Annotated in this window: 10 protein-coding genes; 9 read left to right on the forward strand and 1 reads right to left on the reverse strand. The window is 55.3% G+C overall.

What is annotated here, in order from left to right:
* Positions 1 to 98: 98 nt before the first annotated feature.
* From AABZ39_03230 to AABZ39_03270, 9 genes are all read left to right on the forward strand, one after another.
* On the forward strand, positions 99 to 1,745 hold the full coding sequence (locus tag AABZ39_03230) for a sialidase family protein (GenBank protein ID MEK6793763.1): 1,647 nt from the start codon (positions 99 to 101) through the stop codon (positions 1,743 to 1,745).
* Positions 1,746 to 1,857: 112 nt separating this feature from the next.
* A complete protein-coding gene (locus AABZ39_03235) occupies positions 1,858 to 5,148 on the forward strand; it encodes a LamG domain-containing protein (GenBank protein ID MEK6793764.1) in 3,291 nt (1,096 codons plus the stop codon).
* Positions 5,149 to 5,205: 57 nt separating this feature from the next.
* The gene (locus AABZ39_03240; protein ID MEK6793765.1) at positions 5,206 to 7,716 is read left to right on the forward strand and encodes a right-handed parallel beta-helix repeat-containing protein; all 2,511 of its coding nucleotides are present in this window, start codon (positions 5,206 to 5,208) and stop codon (positions 7,714 to 7,716) included.
* Positions 7,716 to 7,862: a hypothetical protein gene (locus AABZ39_03245; protein MEK6793766.1), complete on the forward strand. Its 147-nt coding sequence runs from the start codon at positions 7,716 to 7,718 to the stop codon at positions 7,860 to 7,862. Before AABZ39_03240 ends, AABZ39_03245 begins: the two co-directional genes overlap by 1 nt.
* Positions 7,863 to 8,027: 165 nt before the next feature.
* On the forward strand, positions 8,028 to 9,197 hold the full coding sequence (locus AABZ39_03250) for a sialidase family protein (GenBank protein MEK6793767.1): 1,170 nt from the start codon (positions 8,028 to 8,030) through the stop codon (positions 9,195 to 9,197).
* A 92-nt stretch (positions 9,198 to 9,289) separates the two neighbouring features.
* Positions 9,290 to 11,749 (forward strand): right-handed parallel beta-helix repeat-containing protein, encoded by a 2,460-nt coding sequence (locus tag AABZ39_03255; protein ID MEK6793768.1) that lies wholly within the window; start codon positions 9,290 to 9,292, stop codon positions 11,747 to 11,749.
* A 170-nt stretch (positions 11,750 to 11,919) separates the two neighbouring features.
* A complete protein-coding gene (locus AABZ39_03260) occupies positions 11,920 to 12,765 on the forward strand; it encodes a hypothetical protein (GenBank protein ID MEK6793769.1) in 846 nt (281 codons plus the stop codon).
* Between the two features lie 90 nt (positions 12,766 to 12,855).
* Positions 12,856 to 14,511 carry a sialidase family protein gene (locus AABZ39_03265; GenBank protein ID MEK6793770.1) on the forward strand — a complete coding sequence of 552 codons (1,656 nt, stop codon included), beginning with the start codon at positions 12,856 to 12,858 and terminating at the stop codon, positions 14,509 to 14,511.
* Positions 14,512 to 15,801 carry a trehalase family glycosidase gene (locus AABZ39_03270; protein MEK6793771.1) on the forward strand — a complete coding sequence of 430 codons (1,290 nt, stop codon included), beginning with the start codon at positions 14,512 to 14,514 and terminating at the stop codon, positions 15,799 to 15,801.
* A gap of 3 nt (positions 15,802 to 15,804) precedes the next feature.
* Here the strand turns inward: AABZ39_03270 and AABZ39_03275 are convergent.
* Positions 15,805 to 17,994 (reverse strand): LamG-like jellyroll fold domain-containing protein (locus AABZ39_03275; GenBank protein ID MEK6793772.1); only part of this gene is annotated, 2,190 nt, incomplete at its 5' end.

Below are 17,994 nucleotides of genomic sequence, written 5' to 3' on the forward strand. Positions count from 1 at the left end.
TTCCTTATTGTCCATAACATTTCCACAACCGGCATATTTCTGACGCGATTTTATCAGTACTAATAGAGTGTAATGACTGCTTCTAATGGAGAAACACCATGCGCATGCCGCTGTATCGTCCGAGTATTTTGTACAATGCGATCTACACCGCTCAGTCGGGAACAGTACCGCTTCTGGGGTACAACCATGATGTGGACGTGGTCCGGTTCAAAGGAAAATTCTTTGCCGCGTGGAATGCGAATGAAACAGCCGCCGAAGGCGTGCCCGGCCAATTCAATTTTCTTTCGGTGAGCGATGATTTCAAACGCTGGTCGAACCCGGTGCGTTTGTTCATGGCGGAAGCCGGATGCGAGAACCCTGTCGAAACGGATAATCAATGGCAGCCGATCTTCATCAACTATCATGATGAAACGCTCTTCTGCGCCTGGTGCGATTATAATTCACGGCGGGTATTCGTCGCCGAATCGAAAGACGGCCGGCATTGGAAAAATATCGAAGTTGCGAATGCTCCGGCATCCATTGAGGGCAGGACCACGGGTTTTCCCACCAATCATGGACTGCTTACGCGTAATGATGTGATGCTATTTCCGTGCAGCATGCCGCCGACCCCCGAATGCAATCCGGGACGGACGATGTACGCCGCGATGCTGATCAGCGAGAACGGCGGGAAAAGCTGGTACTGGGGCGAGCCGGCAGAATCGACCACCTGGGAAGAAATAGGTGAGAAGCCGGATCTCCCCGGCGGCAATGATGTGGCTATTTGGGAGCCGATGGTATTCGAGCATGACGACGGTACGCTCGGCATGCTGATACGGAACTCAAGCTCGCAAAGCCTGCCGGAACGCCGGCCGTATGACAAGCCGCATCATATGCTGCTCTACTCGACAAGCCGCGATGTCGGAAAAACATGGACGAAGGCAAAGCCGGTAGAAGTCGATACCATCATATCGCGCAACTTCACGACCGCAGGATTCGCGACACGCTCGTCGCTTCTTATGGTGATGAACGATTGGTATCCATGGCTGGGAAATGTCATGCCGTTCGACCGAATGTTCCTTTCGCTCTACTTTTCGCCTGTCTGCGATCCGGATCTGCTGCTGCCCGGACCGGTGGTGCAGCCCTCGAGCGGGAACGGGTTCTATCCCAATGGTTTCATTGAGAATAATACGCTTTACCTTGGGTACAGCTACTACGCCATATATGCTGCAATGGTATCGTCACTCCCCGATTTCAAGGAGCCGTTCCTCCTCCCCCGCGGCGGCAGAAGCGGTCTTGTCATCGACGGTAATAGTGCGCGCTTTGAGCAGCGTCAGGCAACGCTCGGGCTTGTGCTTACCGAGGCGTTGACCTATGCAAGCGAATGCACGCTGGAATTCTCGTTTTACGTCGAATTATATCGCGGACAGTATCACCCCTTGCTGACGATAGGAGGCAAGACGCGCAATGGTACGGTGCTGCGGCTCACGTATGACAAAGCCGCGAAACAGAATATACTGGAAGCGGTGTGCGGCAGCGAAACAGTACGTATCGGGCAGTATGATCTGAAAACATGGACGAATATAAAAGTGACCATTCGGGAAAATGATTTTTCGATAGCGGTCAATGGTGCAAAGACAACGGTACCGATAAAACTTCTGCGCAAGATCGCTTTCGGCGGACTGTATGAAGCACCGGAATGGCCGATGGGTACGACGAATGTCTCGGATGTTCGCATCGATCTCGATTCTATCAACGTGAGTCGGTAATGTCTGAAAAACCCCACTCTTGTCGCCATACTCCCATCAATTCCAGAACACGGCAACTGACATTCCCTCTATCTTGTGGTATACTACAGAGTGTAATAATCGGGGAGCAGTTATGAAAGCATGCATGATCACCTGTTTCATTGTATTCACGATGTCGATCACGGCTCTATGCTATCCGGCGGGGGAAAACATTACGGACGGAGCGCGTATCGAAGCGCTGACAAATAGCCTTGTCGGTTTATGGCGTTTTGAAGAGGGAAGCGGTACGGTAAGCCGTGACTATTCCGGTCAGTCCCCCGCGCTCATTCTTCACGGCGCCCAATGGGGAAAAGGAAAATACGGCAGCGGCCTTCGATTGAACGGAGCGGAAAAACAATATGCCCTCACCCGATTCGATCATTCGGTCATAAAACCGGGCAAAGAGATCGTATCGTTCACTATTGCCGCGTGGATACTGCCGGAAAATGTGCCGGGGTCGCAGTTCATCCTGGGGCGCGAGGGATCGCATGCCGGGCTTTTCCTTTTTCGATCGGCGTCGAATGCCGCATTCCGTATGTACGCTGTCAAAGCGCTCGCTGCCGCACCGGAACTTGTATTTACCGTCGCGCCCTCGTTCTCCGATATGAGCGCGTGGCAGCATATTGCCGGGGTATACGATGATCGAAAGATTTCATTGTATGTGAACGGCGCATTGGTGAAAAGTGCCGCCCTTACGGGGGGCATACGTAACTACTCCGACGATTTCTTCATCGGCGGCTGCGGCGCTGAATTCTTCACCGGTATTATCGATGAAGTGTACGTGTACGCACGGGCATTGAACGCATCCGAGATACAAATGATCATGAAGCAGGAGGGGGATCTCGTCGATAGACCGCAATCAGCAAAAGGAACGAAGTCTGCTCCGGCGGCACTTGAGCGGGAAAAGGCGGCGTCCGCGCGAACGATCGTCGCTAAGAATCAGTTTGCGTACATCAAAAGGACTCCGGCATTGAACGGGGCCCGTCAGTTCTTTTCCCCCGGAGAAGCAGTCGTCAATGTCCCGGATCGCGCAAGCAATGCCGACTCCTGGGTGCTTCTTTCGTATGCCGGAACGGAGATCTCGCGCGGGTCGGTCGACAAAGCGAACGCCCTTGCGCTTGGAACGCTGTCGGAAGGATTCTATCGGCTGCAGTACAAAGCAGCGGACAACGTTCTCGGCTATAGCGGAATATTTGTGCGCGAAGAACCGCGTGTGCCGGCGTCGAATATCAGTTTGGACGTAGGCATGAGCAGGTTCTGGGGTCATGAGGTCGCCGGACTTGCTGCCGATATCGCGAGGAGAACAGGCGTCGGCGCGGCTCGCGGCAGATGGGCGTGGTCGCAGAGCGAGGATACATACGGGAAACGCGAGTTCACCCTGCTCAATGAATTGTTCGAGATCTTCGAGAATAAGCAGATGCCGCTCAATATCTATACCACTGATTCTCCCGGCTTTGCGAACAATTCGGGAAAAGCATCGCTCATGCTCCCTTCGAAATTGCGATACCTCTATGAACATTATCGCTGGGCGGCGGCGAACTGGCCGCATGCGATACGGATGTTCGAATGCTGGAATGAACCCGACATGGGATACGGCACCGGGGCGCACGCCGCATCCATGACAAAGGTCATGGCGCTCGCCTTGCGGTCGGTTCGACCCGATATCCTGGTGGTAACACCGTCACCGGCGACGTCATCGCTCGAGAACTACTTTGCGGAAATGCTCGCGAACGATCTTTACCCGTATGTGAGCGCCTATGCTTTCCATCATCATACGCCGCTCAAAAAACGCGGTGCAAAAGAATCCGGCGCCGGCGTGACCGCCGAGGATGTCGCCACCACCGAACCGTCGACAGAGCCCGCGGAACTCGACCGCGGCCATAGTCTGCGTGTGGAAGAGGACTCGCTCGACTATATGTACCGCCGCTACGCTTCGCACGCGAAACATTCCGGGGGGCTGCCGGCTGTGAATACTGAAGGGGCGATCAAGGTGGATGACAGAAAAGGATGGAAGGCGGAGTGCGAGCAGGCCGAAGGGCTTTTGGCGTATCTGGCGACCAGCCTTCATCTCGGAATATCGGAGCACCAATATTTTAACATCATGCTGGAGCCGGGCGCCGGGGCCGATTCGAGGGAAACTGCGATCAATCACTTCCTGACCGAATTCATGGATCAATCGCCGCGTGCGGGGCTTTTTGCACTCGCCGTTGCCGCGTCATTTTTGGGCAACGCCGTTCCTCGGGGAAGATTTTCAGTATCCGGCACTCCCTCGGCGCGTGTGCTTGTGTTTCAATCCGGATCGGCGAAGCATGCGGGAAGTGCGGTCGTGGTATTTTGGGATCTGTATCACGGCGGTGCCGCACTGCCGTACAAAAAAGCGATCGTCTTCGATCACATGGGGGGTGCGGTGACCACGCCGGATGCATCTGTCATCACGTGGCCGCCGAAATACGCCCTCGTTCCCGTTGCGGAGGCGAAAGCCTCGCCGCTCAGGAACGAAGCGGTTTTCCCTCTGCGCAAGGCGGCGGATCGGCAGATGCCGTCCGTTGTGCTTGATATTTCGCTTCCCGATACCGCATTCACCACGCGGCCGGTATCCGGGATAAAAGTGAACGACCGTGAGATGACGCTGCCGCTTTCGGTGTATAATTTCAGCGATGCTGAAAAACGCATAGCGCTTTCAGGAAAGGCGGATGATATTTCCATCTCCATCGATAACCCGGATATCCGGCTCGGTGCGCAGCAGGACACGAACATCGTCCTTCGGATACGCGCGGAAGACACGTTCTTTACCAAAGCGCACGCGTTCTCGCCGAGCAGACAGATGATCACGGCAGTTTCGGGAGGCGAAACATCCGTTTTGGCGTTCAATGTATTTGCCGATACCGCACACCTGCCGGTAGCGAATATCGTTCCCATCGAGGGTATAGCGGATGCAGGCCGTTGGTATCAGCAGAGTCATGAAAAAGGGGATCGTGGGACGGCTAAGTGTACGGCGGTGAAGAACGGCATGCAGTTCGATTTCGAATTCTCGAAACGCGGTGCACCGGGGTTTGTCATTCCCTACATCCGCTGCAAGCTTGCCGGCATGTCCGCCCCCATGCCGGATACTATCGATGCGCTCAGGGTTACGTTCGTTCTGAACCGGGGTTCAGCCCTGTTTCAGATCACGCTTATCGGCGAGGACGGAACGGTCTGGTATGCGCGGCCGGGAAAATTGAACCGTTCGGGAGATACGCTCACCACATCGATACCGACGAGCTATTTCGGAGGGGCGCGGCCGCTTGTCCCTTCGGAAGTGAAGGAAATGCATCTATGCCTGATAGAAGTGCCGCATGAACTCGCATTTTCCATAAGCGATGTTGCCTGGGTTACATTAAAATGAATGCGGAACATGATGCAGAGGGGCCGAGGCGCAACATGCATGACCGGGAGGAATGATATGAGCCTGTCTGCAAAGATAGTCATCGTCTGCATTCTGCTTCGTACAGCGTTCGATCTGAATGCCGTGTCGATGCCCCTGGATATTTCCCCGTCGTTCAATGCCCGTGTGGTAAGTACTGAGGGCGATGCTGGCGGTGAGGGGTTTCGCCGGGGGGTGAATGAAAAATATCTGGCCGGGGGCTTGCCGGCGGACAGGATAGTGACGCTCCCCGACGGGATGCGATGGCAGCTCGGCAGCTATAGCGCGGACAATGGCGTAAAAATCGGACTGAAGGCGAAGGTCCGCATCGAATTACACGATGTGAAAGGTGTCCGTGGGCTGTCTTTTCTCACCTGCGGTGTCGGGCTGAATCCCATGCCGGACAAGAGCCCGAATGGCTCCGGGAGCGTGACCGTGCTCTATTCCGACGGAGCAACGCTTTCGCGGGAATGGGTCATCGGCACCTATGCGGCAGCACCTCCGTCACCGGCTGTCACCGCGGCAGTGGCTGACCTTTATTCCTTCGGAACGAAGCAGTTGTTCACCGGGCGCTCTATCTACGCGCAAACGATAACCGGGGTCGATCCGAAGAGGACGGTCACCGCTGTCGAGTTCTCGACCATGGGCATTCGGGACGGCGTCAGGGATGATGCTGAGTTCGCAGTACTCGCGATAAGCGGTCTTGACGATGAGCGTTCCACGGTGAACAATGCCGACACGGCTGTGAACAGTGCCTTGCCTGCCGAGTTCGCGAAATGGACGGATGCCGACCGCGAGTCGCAGAAGAAAGCGGCGGTGAAACTGCAGGCGGATATCAACACCGCGATAAAGACAGGCAAGTCCGGCATTGCGATACCGCCGGGGCATTATCGATTCGATCCTGACGGGCCGATATCGTGGCTGTACCTCCGCGGCGTTTCAAATTTCACGATATCGGGGAACGGGGTTACGTTCTGGGGAGATGGGGTAAAGAAGCAAAAATCGATGCTGCTCCTGCATGAATGCGTCAACGTTACCGTGCGGGGCGTATCATTCGATTACGACCCCTATTCGTCAACACAGGGTAAGATTCTGGCCATCGATCTTGACAAGGGTACGGCCGACATCGCTATCGATCCTGGTTTCCCTTTGCCCGACGAGACATGGCAGAAATACAAGGGTTCCACGAAAACGGTGTTCTTCGATACGGACGGCGAGTTCATACCGAACCGAATGGATTGGACCATCATCGATGCGCCGCTCGGCGGAAGGAATTATCGCGTCAAATTCCAGCACAACTTTCTTGCAACCCATCCGGCCGGGGTGAAGGCAGGCGACAAGCTTGCCCTCCCCAAGCGCCAGTATACTACGGTCATCCACGTGCGCGATTGCGAACGCTGTACGCTGGAAGACGTAACGCTTTACGGTGCAAGCGACCTGAGCATTTATGAGACCGGCGGTGCGGGTGCGCACACCTATCGGCGATGCAAAGTGATACGCCGCCCGGGTACAGGCCGCCTTGTCGCCGGGAATGCCGATGTGTTCCGTTCCATAAAGGTGGCGCGCGGCGCGCTCGTGGAGCAATGCGAATTCTCGTTCGCCTGCGACGATCTTTTCAATCTGCAGAATTACTGGTGGGCCGTACATGAACAGACAGCCCCCGATGAGGCGGTTATCGGCGTCATTGATAATGTCGGGATCGAGGATATCGCCGGCGACACCGTGGAGTTCTATGCGCTTAAGGACTATACGCCGCGCGGGAGCGTGAAAGTGATTTCCGCGGAACGCATGACCGACGCATCCGTCATTGCCGCGGTGAAAGACCTCGCGAAGGGTCCGCTGCCGGTGTCTATGTCGTCGGTATATATGCCCTTTGCGCCGATGAAGGTGAAATTTGAGAAGCCCATCGCGTTGGAGCGGCTCGACCTCATGCTCACCACTCGGTCCATACCTCGCGGCGCTGTCATCCGTGATAATTATCTGCATCATTGTTACACACGCGCCATTCTCATGAAAACGTTCGACGGCAGGATAGAGAACAACCGTATAGAGAAGATCGGTGCTGCGGCGATACAGATGGTCGCCGATTCGCATTTCTGGGAGGGGCCGTCGGCGCGCAACATTCTCATCAGCAATAATACCATCACCGACTGCGGCTGGGGGTATATTGCAAGGCTCTGGCCGAACAATGAGCCGGCTGCGATCGTATCGATGCTGGCGGGCAAGCATTCACGGCCGGCTGCGAACACGCTCATCAATCGCGATATCGTTATCGTGAACAATAAGATCATACGGCCGTTCGCCGGGGGCATTATCATGCACAATACCGACGGCGGAAAAATTATCGGCAATGTGATCGATACGCCGTTCAGCCGTCCGTATCCACCGGGCGTTGAACCGCAGTTGCTGTCGAATGCGTATGCGATATTCATCGAGGATGCGAAGAATATCGATGTGCAGGGTAATTCGGTGTTGACGCCGGGGGCCGCATATCGGGGTGATGTCTTCTATGGAGAGAGAACGCCGGGATGCGGCGGTCAGGGGAAATGATGGAATTATCATCGTATTGGAACATGGGCGCGTGGTTCGGCCCGTACAATGAGAGCAGGATGTTAAGCGGGAATCATGTAAATGCGGAGTTCGGCGCTGTCATCGCTGAGGAACTTGAAGGCCAGTTGCGGCTTCTGCCGGAATAACGGGAAACGGATTTATCGCCATCAGCGGTAATGTCCGATTTTTCCCATCGGGGGCAGATTTCCCCCATCTTTTCTGCGGACCGGCTATTGTCGATCGACGGATCGTATAGTATTGTTCTTGCATGATGCGAAACGTATGTACGAACGATGGGAGGAGCTACACCGATGATACTCAATGCAGTTCGCAAACGTAAGCCGGGCGAAGAGACCACCTGCTTCGGGAGTCCGTCGATAGAGACAGCCCCCGACGGTGCATTGCTCGCGGCACATGATTTTTATTTTACGTCGGACGTGAAATCGCCGCCCGATGCGGAAACACCGGAGCCCGGGACGATGATATACCGCTCGGAGGACGGAGGGGTGTCGTGGCGGCAGGCTGCTCATGTCGGCGCCTACTGGGCTGCGTTCTTTGTTATCGAACGCGCCGTGTATCTCATCGGATGCGACCGGCCGTTCGGTGATATTGTCATTTTTCGGAGTACGGATAGCGGACGCACCTGGAGCAAAGCCGTCGACGAACATTCGGGGATACTGTTCCGCGGCGGAGAGGGGAAGACGGCGGCGAACTTTCATATGTCGCCCGGAACGGTTCTGGTGCACGGCTCGCGCGTTTACAAATCGATCGACGACGTCGCCGATCCCGACAGGCGGCGCGGTTGGCGGACCATGGTCATATCCGCCGACATGAGGAGCGATCTGCTTGATGCAAGGAGTTGGATCATGAGCTCGGCTGTTTTGTTCGATCCTGACGCGAAGACATTCCCGAAATACTGGTTCCCCGCAACACATAAGGATATACCGTCCTGCAATGAGTGGCTTGAAGGGAATATGGCTGCGGCGCCGGATGGCACGATCTGTGCGCTCCTGTGCATGCGCGTATGCCCCAATCCCGATCATGCGCCGCTCTTCACGCTTTCTGCCGACTCGCGGACGCTCTTTTTCGATCCTGAACATGGGTATATCCGCCTGCCCGGCGGTCATCATAAATTCTGCATTCGTCGCGATGGCGTGAGCGGGCTCTATCTCGCCATGGGCAACAATAACACGATGCCCGAGGCGTACAGTCAGCGTAATACGCTCACGCTTTCGGTATCCCCCGATCTTAAGAATTGGATGATCGTAAAAACCCTTATCATCGACGACAGCCCGATAAGCCGTGAGCGCTCGCTCCATGAGGTCGGTTTCCAGTATCCGGATTTTCGCATCGCCGGCGACGACCTTGTCTCTCTTGTGCGTACAGCATATGACGGATCGGCGTATTTTCACGATGCCAATCAGATCACATTCCATAGACTCGCTGATTTCCGCAGGCATCTGCATATACCCGGGAGCTGAAGTGCCGTTTTATACAAAACATTTCCCGATCTGTCATTCCCATTTTCCCTGTTCTGCACTACACTGATCATGATCGATCAAGGAGCGTTCTCATGAAGCTTATACTTGTCTGCATGCTGACTGCCACCGGTCTCTTCGGGGCGTTCACGTCGGCGTTCGGTCCGGCATTATCGAGAACGATATCGGGTGCGGTCGACAGCGAAGCCGGTGATCTGCGCCTTGCAGAGTTCAGGGCCCTGTCGCCTCTTGCCGTCGACTTTGATGGCGCATCATTCCCGCGCATGGGAACAAAGGACGAGCACACATATTCGAAAATAGTGTTCTCCGCGGCCTCGGCCGTAAAGACCGATCTCACGGTGCGCTTCAATGCGGTCAACGGCAATTGGTGGCATATCGTAGAGTCGGCGGATCTTGCGTCGTCGGGAAAGCAATCGATACTGCTCCGCGGCATACCGGCCGTACGCGACGACCTGTACATCACATTTTCCAAGCCGATGGAAGCGGTGGGGTTTGTCATCAATAATATCGCCGAGGAAAGTGGTGCGCGGGTGAGCTTCTACAGCGATCGTGACGGCAGAAAGCTAGAGAAAGAATTATCCATCCCTGGAAAAGTGAATGATGACGGGCTCGGCATACGCGCGTTCGTATCGTGCAGAAGCGCCGCCGGCATCATGCGCATCGGGTTTGACTTTCAGAAGGGGAATGCTAATAAGATATCCAATCGAACGCTCGACGACCTCTCATTCGTTCTGCTGAAAACCCCGCCGGCCGGTGTGATGGCGGAGAACCATGTCTATCCTGAACCCATCGCATCGTGGGATGAGACGGAGAAAGAGCGTCAGCGCATGGCGGCGGAATCAATGCACGCAGCATTGCAGAAGGCGATACAGGAAGGGAAGGACCGCTTCGTCATCGCGCCGGGGAATTATCGGCTCGGCACGTATGAACTGCCAAATATCGTCATCACCGCGACGAACTTTTCGATAATCGCCGACGGGGCGCAGTTTTGGATACACGGCCGCAAGAGGTACGACGCGTTCCTGTTCGAGAAATGCATGAATGTTTCTTTCCGCGGCGCGGTGATCGATACCGATCCATTCCACAATTCGCAGGGTGAGGTCATCGCCATCGACACCGCGGCAAAAACGTTCGACGTACGCATCGATCCGGGATTTCCGCTCGTCGACGGCTGGGTGAAGCGTGTCGGCGATATAAAAGCGGTGTTCATTTCGCCCGACGACCGCATGCGCGAACAGCGAATGGATTGGGTGAAACAGATCGATCCTATCGGTGAGCGCATCTACCGCATAACGCCGCGAGACGGCGCCATGTTCAATTACGATATCGGCGCCGCGCACAAGGGCGACCGCTTCGTTTTTCCCGATCGCACCATGCGCATGGTGTTCAATCTCAACGGTTGCGGGTCGGTATCGCTCGAGAACATCACGATATATGGCGCACCGCATATGGCGGTCACTGAAGCCGGCGGCGAGGGCGGGAATAGCTATCGCGGTATAAAGGTTGTCCGGCGTCCCGGCACGAAGCGGAAGATCGTCTGCAATGCGGATATCTTTCATTCGATAAAAGTAAAACGCGGTCCGCGCATCGAGAACTGCGAATTCTCCTGGTCGTGTGACGATGCGGTGAACATTCACAGCTTCTTCTCCGTGGTCATGGAGCCGATGGGCGAGACGAAGGCGCGCGTGATGTCGTTCTTTACCGATGACATAGGCGAAGGGGCGAAGCTCGAATTCGCGCGGTTGCCGGGTATGGATATTGTCGGCCGCGCTGTCGTGCAGGCGGATACGATCGAGACGGACGAGAAGCTCATCGCGGAGGCGAAGGCGATACCGAAAGCGCTCGCCGATAAGGGTTATAAGGTCGGCGCATTCACCGGTAATGGTTATTTCGTTCATACTGTCGAATTCGACAGGCCGCTTGTGCTCATGAAATACGATTACATCATTTCGCAGGAGCGCATCGCGCAGGGGACGACGGTCGTTTCCAATTTTATTCACGACATTTGGACGCGCGGCGTACTCGTGAAGGCCGTGGACTTTTCGATAGAGCATAACCGCATCGAGCGTACAGGTCTTACGCCGATGCTTATCGCCCCGGATGTGTATTTCTGGGAGTCGCCGTTCCCGCGGCGCGGACGCATCGCGGATAATACTATCATCGACGGGGCGTTTGCGCTCTCGTCGCGTCTGTATCATAACGGCATGCATGCGGCGCTCGCTGCGTTCACCGACGGCCCCGGATACCGCTTCGTGACGAACGGCATACACCTAGCGGATATCGTCATAGAGAATAATACCATCATACGACCATCGTCGACGGGAGTATTCGTCGCGAACGCGAAGAACTGCGTTATACGCGGCAATACGATTGAATCGCCGTGCGGAAAGCCGATGCCCGTACAGGCGGAAGATGCGCTTAAGGCCAATGCGTATGCCATACAAACGACCGTGTCGAGCAATGTGATGATCGAGAAAAACGTTATTACGAAGATGGGGGCGGACTGCAGGGGTGATGTGAAGAGGGATGAGTGAAGGAAATGGCAAGCGCACGGGAAGTCTGGCTCTGCGCCGGGCAATCGAATATGCTTATGAGTCGTGTTGTTTTCCGTAACAAGGATATGCCCGTCATTATTGTTAAGCTGGGATGTTACTTTTTGCTTCCTGGATCGTTATAATATATACTGAACGACGAGGAGGATCTTATGAAACAACGAAGTCTTTTATTGAGCGTTTTCGCGGTTCTGGCAGCGCCGATCCTATGGGGAGCCGCCGTGCCGTACACCATGCAGTGCCGCACTAAGGTTATACGCGGCGGAAGTGTTGCCTATGAGAATCGGACGTATTCCTACAATTTCATTGTGGAAGTCATTTCCGATACCACGGGGAAAAAGGCGGAAAGCTCGAAATGGGGAAAGCCGTTCGTTGCGGCGGTGCCCGATGAGCGTTACAGCATCCGCCTTCACAATCCATTGCCGGTGCGCGCCGCGGTGAATCTCACCGTTGACGGTCTTTCGAGCGTAAATGGCACCCCGGTATCGGCTAAGGACGGGAAGAAGTGGATAATCGCCCCGAATTCGTACATCACGATACGCGGCTGGCAGGTGTCCGGAAGTGAGGCGCGGCGTTTCGTATTCACTGATAAGGAAACTTCCTACGCGGCGTGGCGGGCGAATGCATGGGGTAAGGATCTGTCGGTGAACTGCGGCGTCATCGGTGCGGCGTATTTCTGGTCGAAACAGGATATGGAAGACTGGTTCGAGAAGCATCCTGTCGTCGAGGAAGTCATTGTTGCCGATAAGGACATGCTGACGAAGTCGTCAAAAGCGCCGTCGGCGAAGGCGGAGGCTGCAACACGTACGGCAGGAACCGGAATGGGCGAGAAGGAAGACCATCGCGTCACCGTTGTCGCCTTCAATTACGACATGGGTATGTACCAGACACGAGAGGCGGTGATCATCTATTACGACTTCCCGCCGTCGCCCCCGCGGCCGAGTCCCTTCACGGATGGATATTCGCCTGAAATGCCGTCCACGCCGAGAACAAAGTAGTTCCCTTTTATCCAATACTTTTCCCGGCTTGTGCTTGCCCGAAGGTGATGCTGTGCGTATCGTATCATCATCACCCGAGAGGAGCATGCTATGAAACTGTCGATGTATGAACCGAGGATAGAGAAAGGCGATATTTACTTCCATCACCCGGGGCAGCCGATCGATCTTTCGTACAATCACGATGTCGATGTGGTGAAGTTCAAGGGGAAGTACTTCGCTGCGTGGAACGCGAATGTGAGCCATCTTGAGGATGTTCCCGGCCAGTACAATTTTCTTGCGGTGAGCGACGACTATCGTTCCTGGAGCGCGCCGATACGCCCGTTCATGACGGAGGCCGGATGCGAGAACCCGATAGACGATGATAATCAATGGCAGCCGATATTCATAAACTGGAAGGATGAAAAACTCTTCTGCGCCTGGTGTACGTTCACCGGACGCAAAGTATTTGTATCGGAATCGACCGACGGTTTACACTGGAAGAATGTTGAAGTAGAGAACGCGCCGAATGCCCTGCTCGGGAAGGCATGCGGTTTCCCGACCAATCACGGCATCGTGTCGAGCAAGGGTGTTATGATGTTCCCCTCATGCGTGCCGTTCACGAACACCGAGCGATGCATCGTCGGCAATACGCTTTTTTCCGGCATACTCATGAGCGACAATGGCGGCGCCTCCTGGTTCTGGAGCGACCCCATCGAAGCGATGTCATGGAAAGACGTCGGCGAGGATACGGCGCTCTTCGGCGAAAAGATATCGCTCTGGGAGCCGTCGATATATGAAATGCCCGACGGGACCTTCGGCCTCCTTATACGCAATTCCACATCGCAGGATGCGCCGGAGAAGGCGGATAAATCCCATCGCATGCTTCTCTATGCAACAAGTGCAGACCACGGCAAGACATGGACGAAGGCGCGCCCGGTAGAGCTCGATACGATATGTTCGCGTAACGTAACGCTTTCGGGCGAAACCAGCCGCGATTCGCTGTTCATGGTGCTCAATGACTGGCATGTGAACATTCCCAAGCGCATATCGTTCGATCGCTATTTCCTTTCGCTTTTCGCTTCTCCCGTGAACGATCCCGATCTCCTTCTCCCCGGCCCTGTTGTGCAGCCGGCCGGCGCCTGCGCCTTCTATCCCAACGCATTTGTCGAGAATGGGAAGATGTATATCGCGTACACATATCCGAAGAACATGCTCTGGGCCGTCGTTCATGAATTGCCCGATTTCTCAAAGCCGTTCCTCATGCCGCGGGGCGCTCGTACGGCCGTTGAGAAGGAAGATGGTTATTTCCGATTTCGTCAGAGGGAAACGACGCTCTCGCTTGTGCTCACGAAGAAGCTTACCGAGGCTGAGCGCGTTACGCTCTCATTTGACAGCATGCTCAACCGCTACACGGGCGATCCGTTCCCCATTCTTACGCTTGGCGGAAAGACAAGGAATGGTACGGTGCTTCGCGCGCGGTATGATGCGGAGAAAAAGTCGGATGTGCTTGAGATAAGAACGGGGGATGAAACGTGGGAGTATGCCGCATCGGTTATGATGAAGTCGTGGAATCGCATCGTCATTGATATGACGAAAACTGATTTCGGCATATCGGTCAACGGCGAGAGCGAAAAGCGTTTTGCCATTGCCCTTCTCAGGAAAATCGCCTTCGGCGGATTGTATGAGGCTCCGGTATGGCCTATTGGCACGGGTTGGGGATGTGATATGATGCTGAAAAACGACACCATCGATATCAGGAGCAACTAGATGAGCGATGTCAAGCAGTATATCCCCATTATCCGAGAGCATATTCACCGCGATTACAAGGGGATGTACCGCAAAGCGGGAAATCCCTTTCCGTATCCGTTCCTGACACCGGGAAGTGCTCAATATGCCGATGTTCTCTGGGATTGGGATTCATGGCTTTCGAATATCGCGCTCAGGCAGATCCTTCTTGAGACTGGCAATGCCGAAGACAGCAGGGAGGCCGTTGCTTACGAACAGGGTTGTGTACTCAACTTCCTTTCGTTCAGCGATTATCAGGGATGGATGCCCATATCGGTTTCGCGATCGGCAGAGGAGAAGTACAGCATCGCGGACAAGAAGCCGAAGGATATGTTCCTGCATAACATGCATAAACCTGTTCTCGCACAGCATGCGGCATTCCTCGTGAAGCAGGCGCACGGCGATGCGGAATGGCTCCGCGAGAAGTTTTATTTCCTCCAGACATTCCTCAATAATTATCGCAATCATCACCGGCATCGGGCGACGGGGCTTTTCTACTGGCAGGACGATTGCGCCATCGGCGTGGACGATGACCCATGCACATTCGGACGACCGCCGAAAAGCTCGGGTTCCATCTATCTCAATGCGCTCATGTATCGCGAGCTCCTTGCGATGACGTATCTCTGCGAGCGGCTCTCGCTCAATGAGGTCGGTCTGCAATTTTCCGCGGATGCCGCGGCGCTGAAAGCCGCCGTACAGGACCATTGCTGGGACGAACGCGACGGCTTTTACTACAGCGTCGATCTTAATCTCGTGCCGCATCGCGACGAGCCTGCATTCACCCTCCACAGCGGACAGCTGCGCGACTGGGAATGCCTTATCATGCGCATCGGCGTATGGTCGGGCTTTCTTGCGCTCTGGGCGGGCATTGCGACACCGGAGCAGGCGAAGCGCGTAGCTGCCGAACACTTCAGGAATGAAAAGACGTTCAATGCGCCCTTCGGCGTACGCTCGCTTTCGAAGATGGAGAAGATGTATAATCTGAAAGCATCGGGAAATCCTTCCACATGGCGCGGCCCGATTTGGGGCATAGCCAATTACATGACGTTCCGCGGGCTTGTGCGCTACGGTTTCAAGGATGAGGCGAGGGAGCTTGCGGAGAAGACGATACTCCTTTTCGGGAGGGACGTCGAACGTTTCGGCGCACTCCATGAATACTATCAGCCGGAGAACGGCGAGCCGATATTGAACCGCGGCTTTCAGAACTGGAATTATCTCGTGCTCAATATGACGGCGTGGGTCGAGGGAGCACCGACGGTTGAGGAGTTCTGATCGCTACTCAGATCGCGCAAGCAGTTCCACTTCTTTTTTCGTCAGTTCGCAGGAATAGATGCGGACATCATCGATGGTGCATTTATTCTTATCCCCGAGTATTATCGGCGCGGTATTCGTGATGAACAGTCCGCGGTCGTATTCATCCTCCCCGCAGAGCGTGCCGTTGAGGTACATGCTCCAGCGTCTGGTGTGCGTGGAGATGGTGAACGCAAGGTGATGCCACTCATTGAACGTGCGGATAGGGACAAGGCTCATCGCATAGTAGGGCGCCGCTGATGCCTCGCCGTACAGCGTGACCGTCGACATATCCTTCGGGTGTATCCAGAACCCGTACTGCCTTTTATCGGTCGATTTTGACAGGGGGCATACCCACGCGCTCGTTTCTTCATCCATGCGGACCCAAAGCGCGATAGTGAGCTCATCGCGGGGGTTGAGAAGTGCCGTGTTGGGTATCGTCACAACGGAGGTGCCATCGAGCTTAAGCGCCATGCCCCGTTTGCCTTCCACGCGTACCGCTGAGCGTATGCTTCCGTGAGCACCGTTGCCTGACGAATCCGCGATCGATGTTTCAGACGCATCGTCCATGGTCCAATGACCGACCGGTTTTCCGTCTGCCGGCTCTGATACCCGTATGCGGACGGGGAATTCCGTTCGGAGCGGCTGCCCGAGCAGCGTGCCGATCGCCGTGATCGTATATATGCCGGGTTTCGTGCCGATCCCCGAAGATATCGCAACATTCATCGATGTCCTTTCGTTCGGGGCAAGGCGTTTTTCCATCTTGTGATCGGCAATGGTTATCGTACTGTCGCTTGCGGAGAACTGCAATGACAATACTGCATCCTGCCCGAAGGGATTGAGCATCTGAACCGCAGTCTGTGTGTTCACCCCGGGCCGCACATGTGTCTCAGGTGCGGAGAGCACTTCCCGTATTTTTGTGCCGTCAGGAACGGATCGCAGATAGAGTATCGATTCCCCCGCATCGAGGAGCGATACCCCGTTGACGGACTTCACTGTTCGCTCATTCCCCATGATGTCCATAACGCGCAGGCCGGATGTTCCCGTTTTAACCGCGGTCGTGCTTGCGCGGCCGTATACCCAGAGCGCTATGAACCGTTCCCCCGATCCTTTTTTGAACGCATACGCATGATGTAAATCGCCGGCATCGAGCGATCGCTCGAACGATGCATCGTCGAGCATTATCGCCGAAGCGCGATGCGCGAAGTATGAATCCTTGGGGGTCATATCGTTATAGCATAATCCGATCGTTTCCTCGCCGTAGAATTTATCCTTGCCCGGGTCCTGCATCCGGAAAATGAAGAACTTATCCACAAGTCCGGATGCCGACATGAGCGCCTGATAGCGTGCGATCATATCGGCCTGACGGTGTTCGCTTGTCTGCTTCGGTGTACCGGATCCCTGCGGCAATTCTGTCGTCCAATTCATCTCGGTTATCCATATCGGCCGGCGCGGTCCATACTGGGCGGTGATATCGGCCAGGTATCGGCATTTTTCAACGAGGGAGTCTTCCGGCGCTTCGCCGTCGGGATACGGATGTATCGATATCGCATCGCACACTGTTGATCCGCCGCTATTGAGCACAGTATCGAGCGGATAATAGCGTGAGCGCTGCATGTGTTTTGGTCCCGCGTGTCCGAACGTAAGAACGCTGCAGCCGGGATTTCCGCGTTTCGCCGCACGATATCCCGATGCAAGCAGCTCGCCCTGCTCCCGTGCCAGATCGCTGTATGTGGCCGGCGGTCTCCAAAAGTTGGGGCTGTTGGGCTCATTCCATATTTCCCAGTGGTCGATGACGCCGGTGAGATGCCGCGCTGTGTTCTCAATATATTCCCGCCATGCCGCATCGTTCGGCGGATAAATGTCCCGATACGTGGCTTTCGGCGGAGCGGTCGATGCCCAGTGCGCGGTCCGAAAGAAAATGCCAAGCGGCATGATGCCGTTCTCGCGGGCGCGCAGGACCGTGCGAATACAGCTTGGCTCGGGTTTTCCCGAGGGGCGATGACCGCCGCCGGAAACGTCGTCCGTTGTTTCTGCCGTATCGAAATTCCACCATGCAAGCAGTCCATCGCGCAGAGGGGGTGCTTTCGCCGCCAATGCGCTTATTTCCCTCGGCGCAAGGACACGGCGATAGAGCGCCAATTCATCGAGCGATCCCTCGAAGCGTTCTCCGAT

The sequence above is a fragment of the Spirochaetota bacterium genome (assembly GCA_038043445.1).
Lineage (GTDB): Bacteria > Spirochaetota > Brachyspiria > Brachyspirales > JACRPF01 > JBBTBY01.

Excerpts from the sequence above, each read along its gene's own strand:
- AABZ39_03245 (MEK6793766.1), top strand. The coding sequence starts at position 7,716 with ATGGAATTATCATCGTATTGGAACATGGGCGCGTGGTTCGGCCCGTAC.
- AABZ39_03255 (MEK6793768.1), top strand. The coding sequence starts at position 9,290 with ATGAAGCTTATACTTGTCTGCATGCTGACTGCCACCGGTCTCTTCGGG.
- AABZ39_03230 (MEK6793763.1), top strand. The coding sequence starts at position 99 with ATGCGCATGCCGCTGTATCGTCCGAGTATTTTGTACAATGCGATCTAC.
- AABZ39_03270 (MEK6793771.1), top strand. The coding sequence starts at position 14,512 with ATGAGCGATGTCAAGCAGTATATCCCCATTATCCGAGAGCATATTCAC.
- AABZ39_03265 (MEK6793770.1), top strand. The coding sequence starts at position 12,856 with ATGAAACTGTCGATGTATGAACCGAGGATAGAGAAAGGCGATATTTAC.
- AABZ39_03235 (MEK6793764.1), top strand. The coding sequence starts at position 1,858 with ATGAAAGCATGCATGATCACCTGTTTCATTGTATTCACGATGTCGATC.
- AABZ39_03250 (MEK6793767.1), top strand. The coding sequence starts at position 8,028 with ATGATACTCAATGCAGTTCGCAAACGTAAGCCGGGCGAAGAGACCACC.
- AABZ39_03260 (MEK6793769.1), top strand. The coding sequence starts at position 11,920 with ATGAAACAACGAAGTCTTTTATTGAGCGTTTTCGCGGTTCTGGCAGCG.
- AABZ39_03240 (MEK6793765.1), top strand. The coding sequence starts at position 5,206 with ATGAGCCTGTCTGCAAAGATAGTCATCGTCTGCATTCTGCTTCGTACA.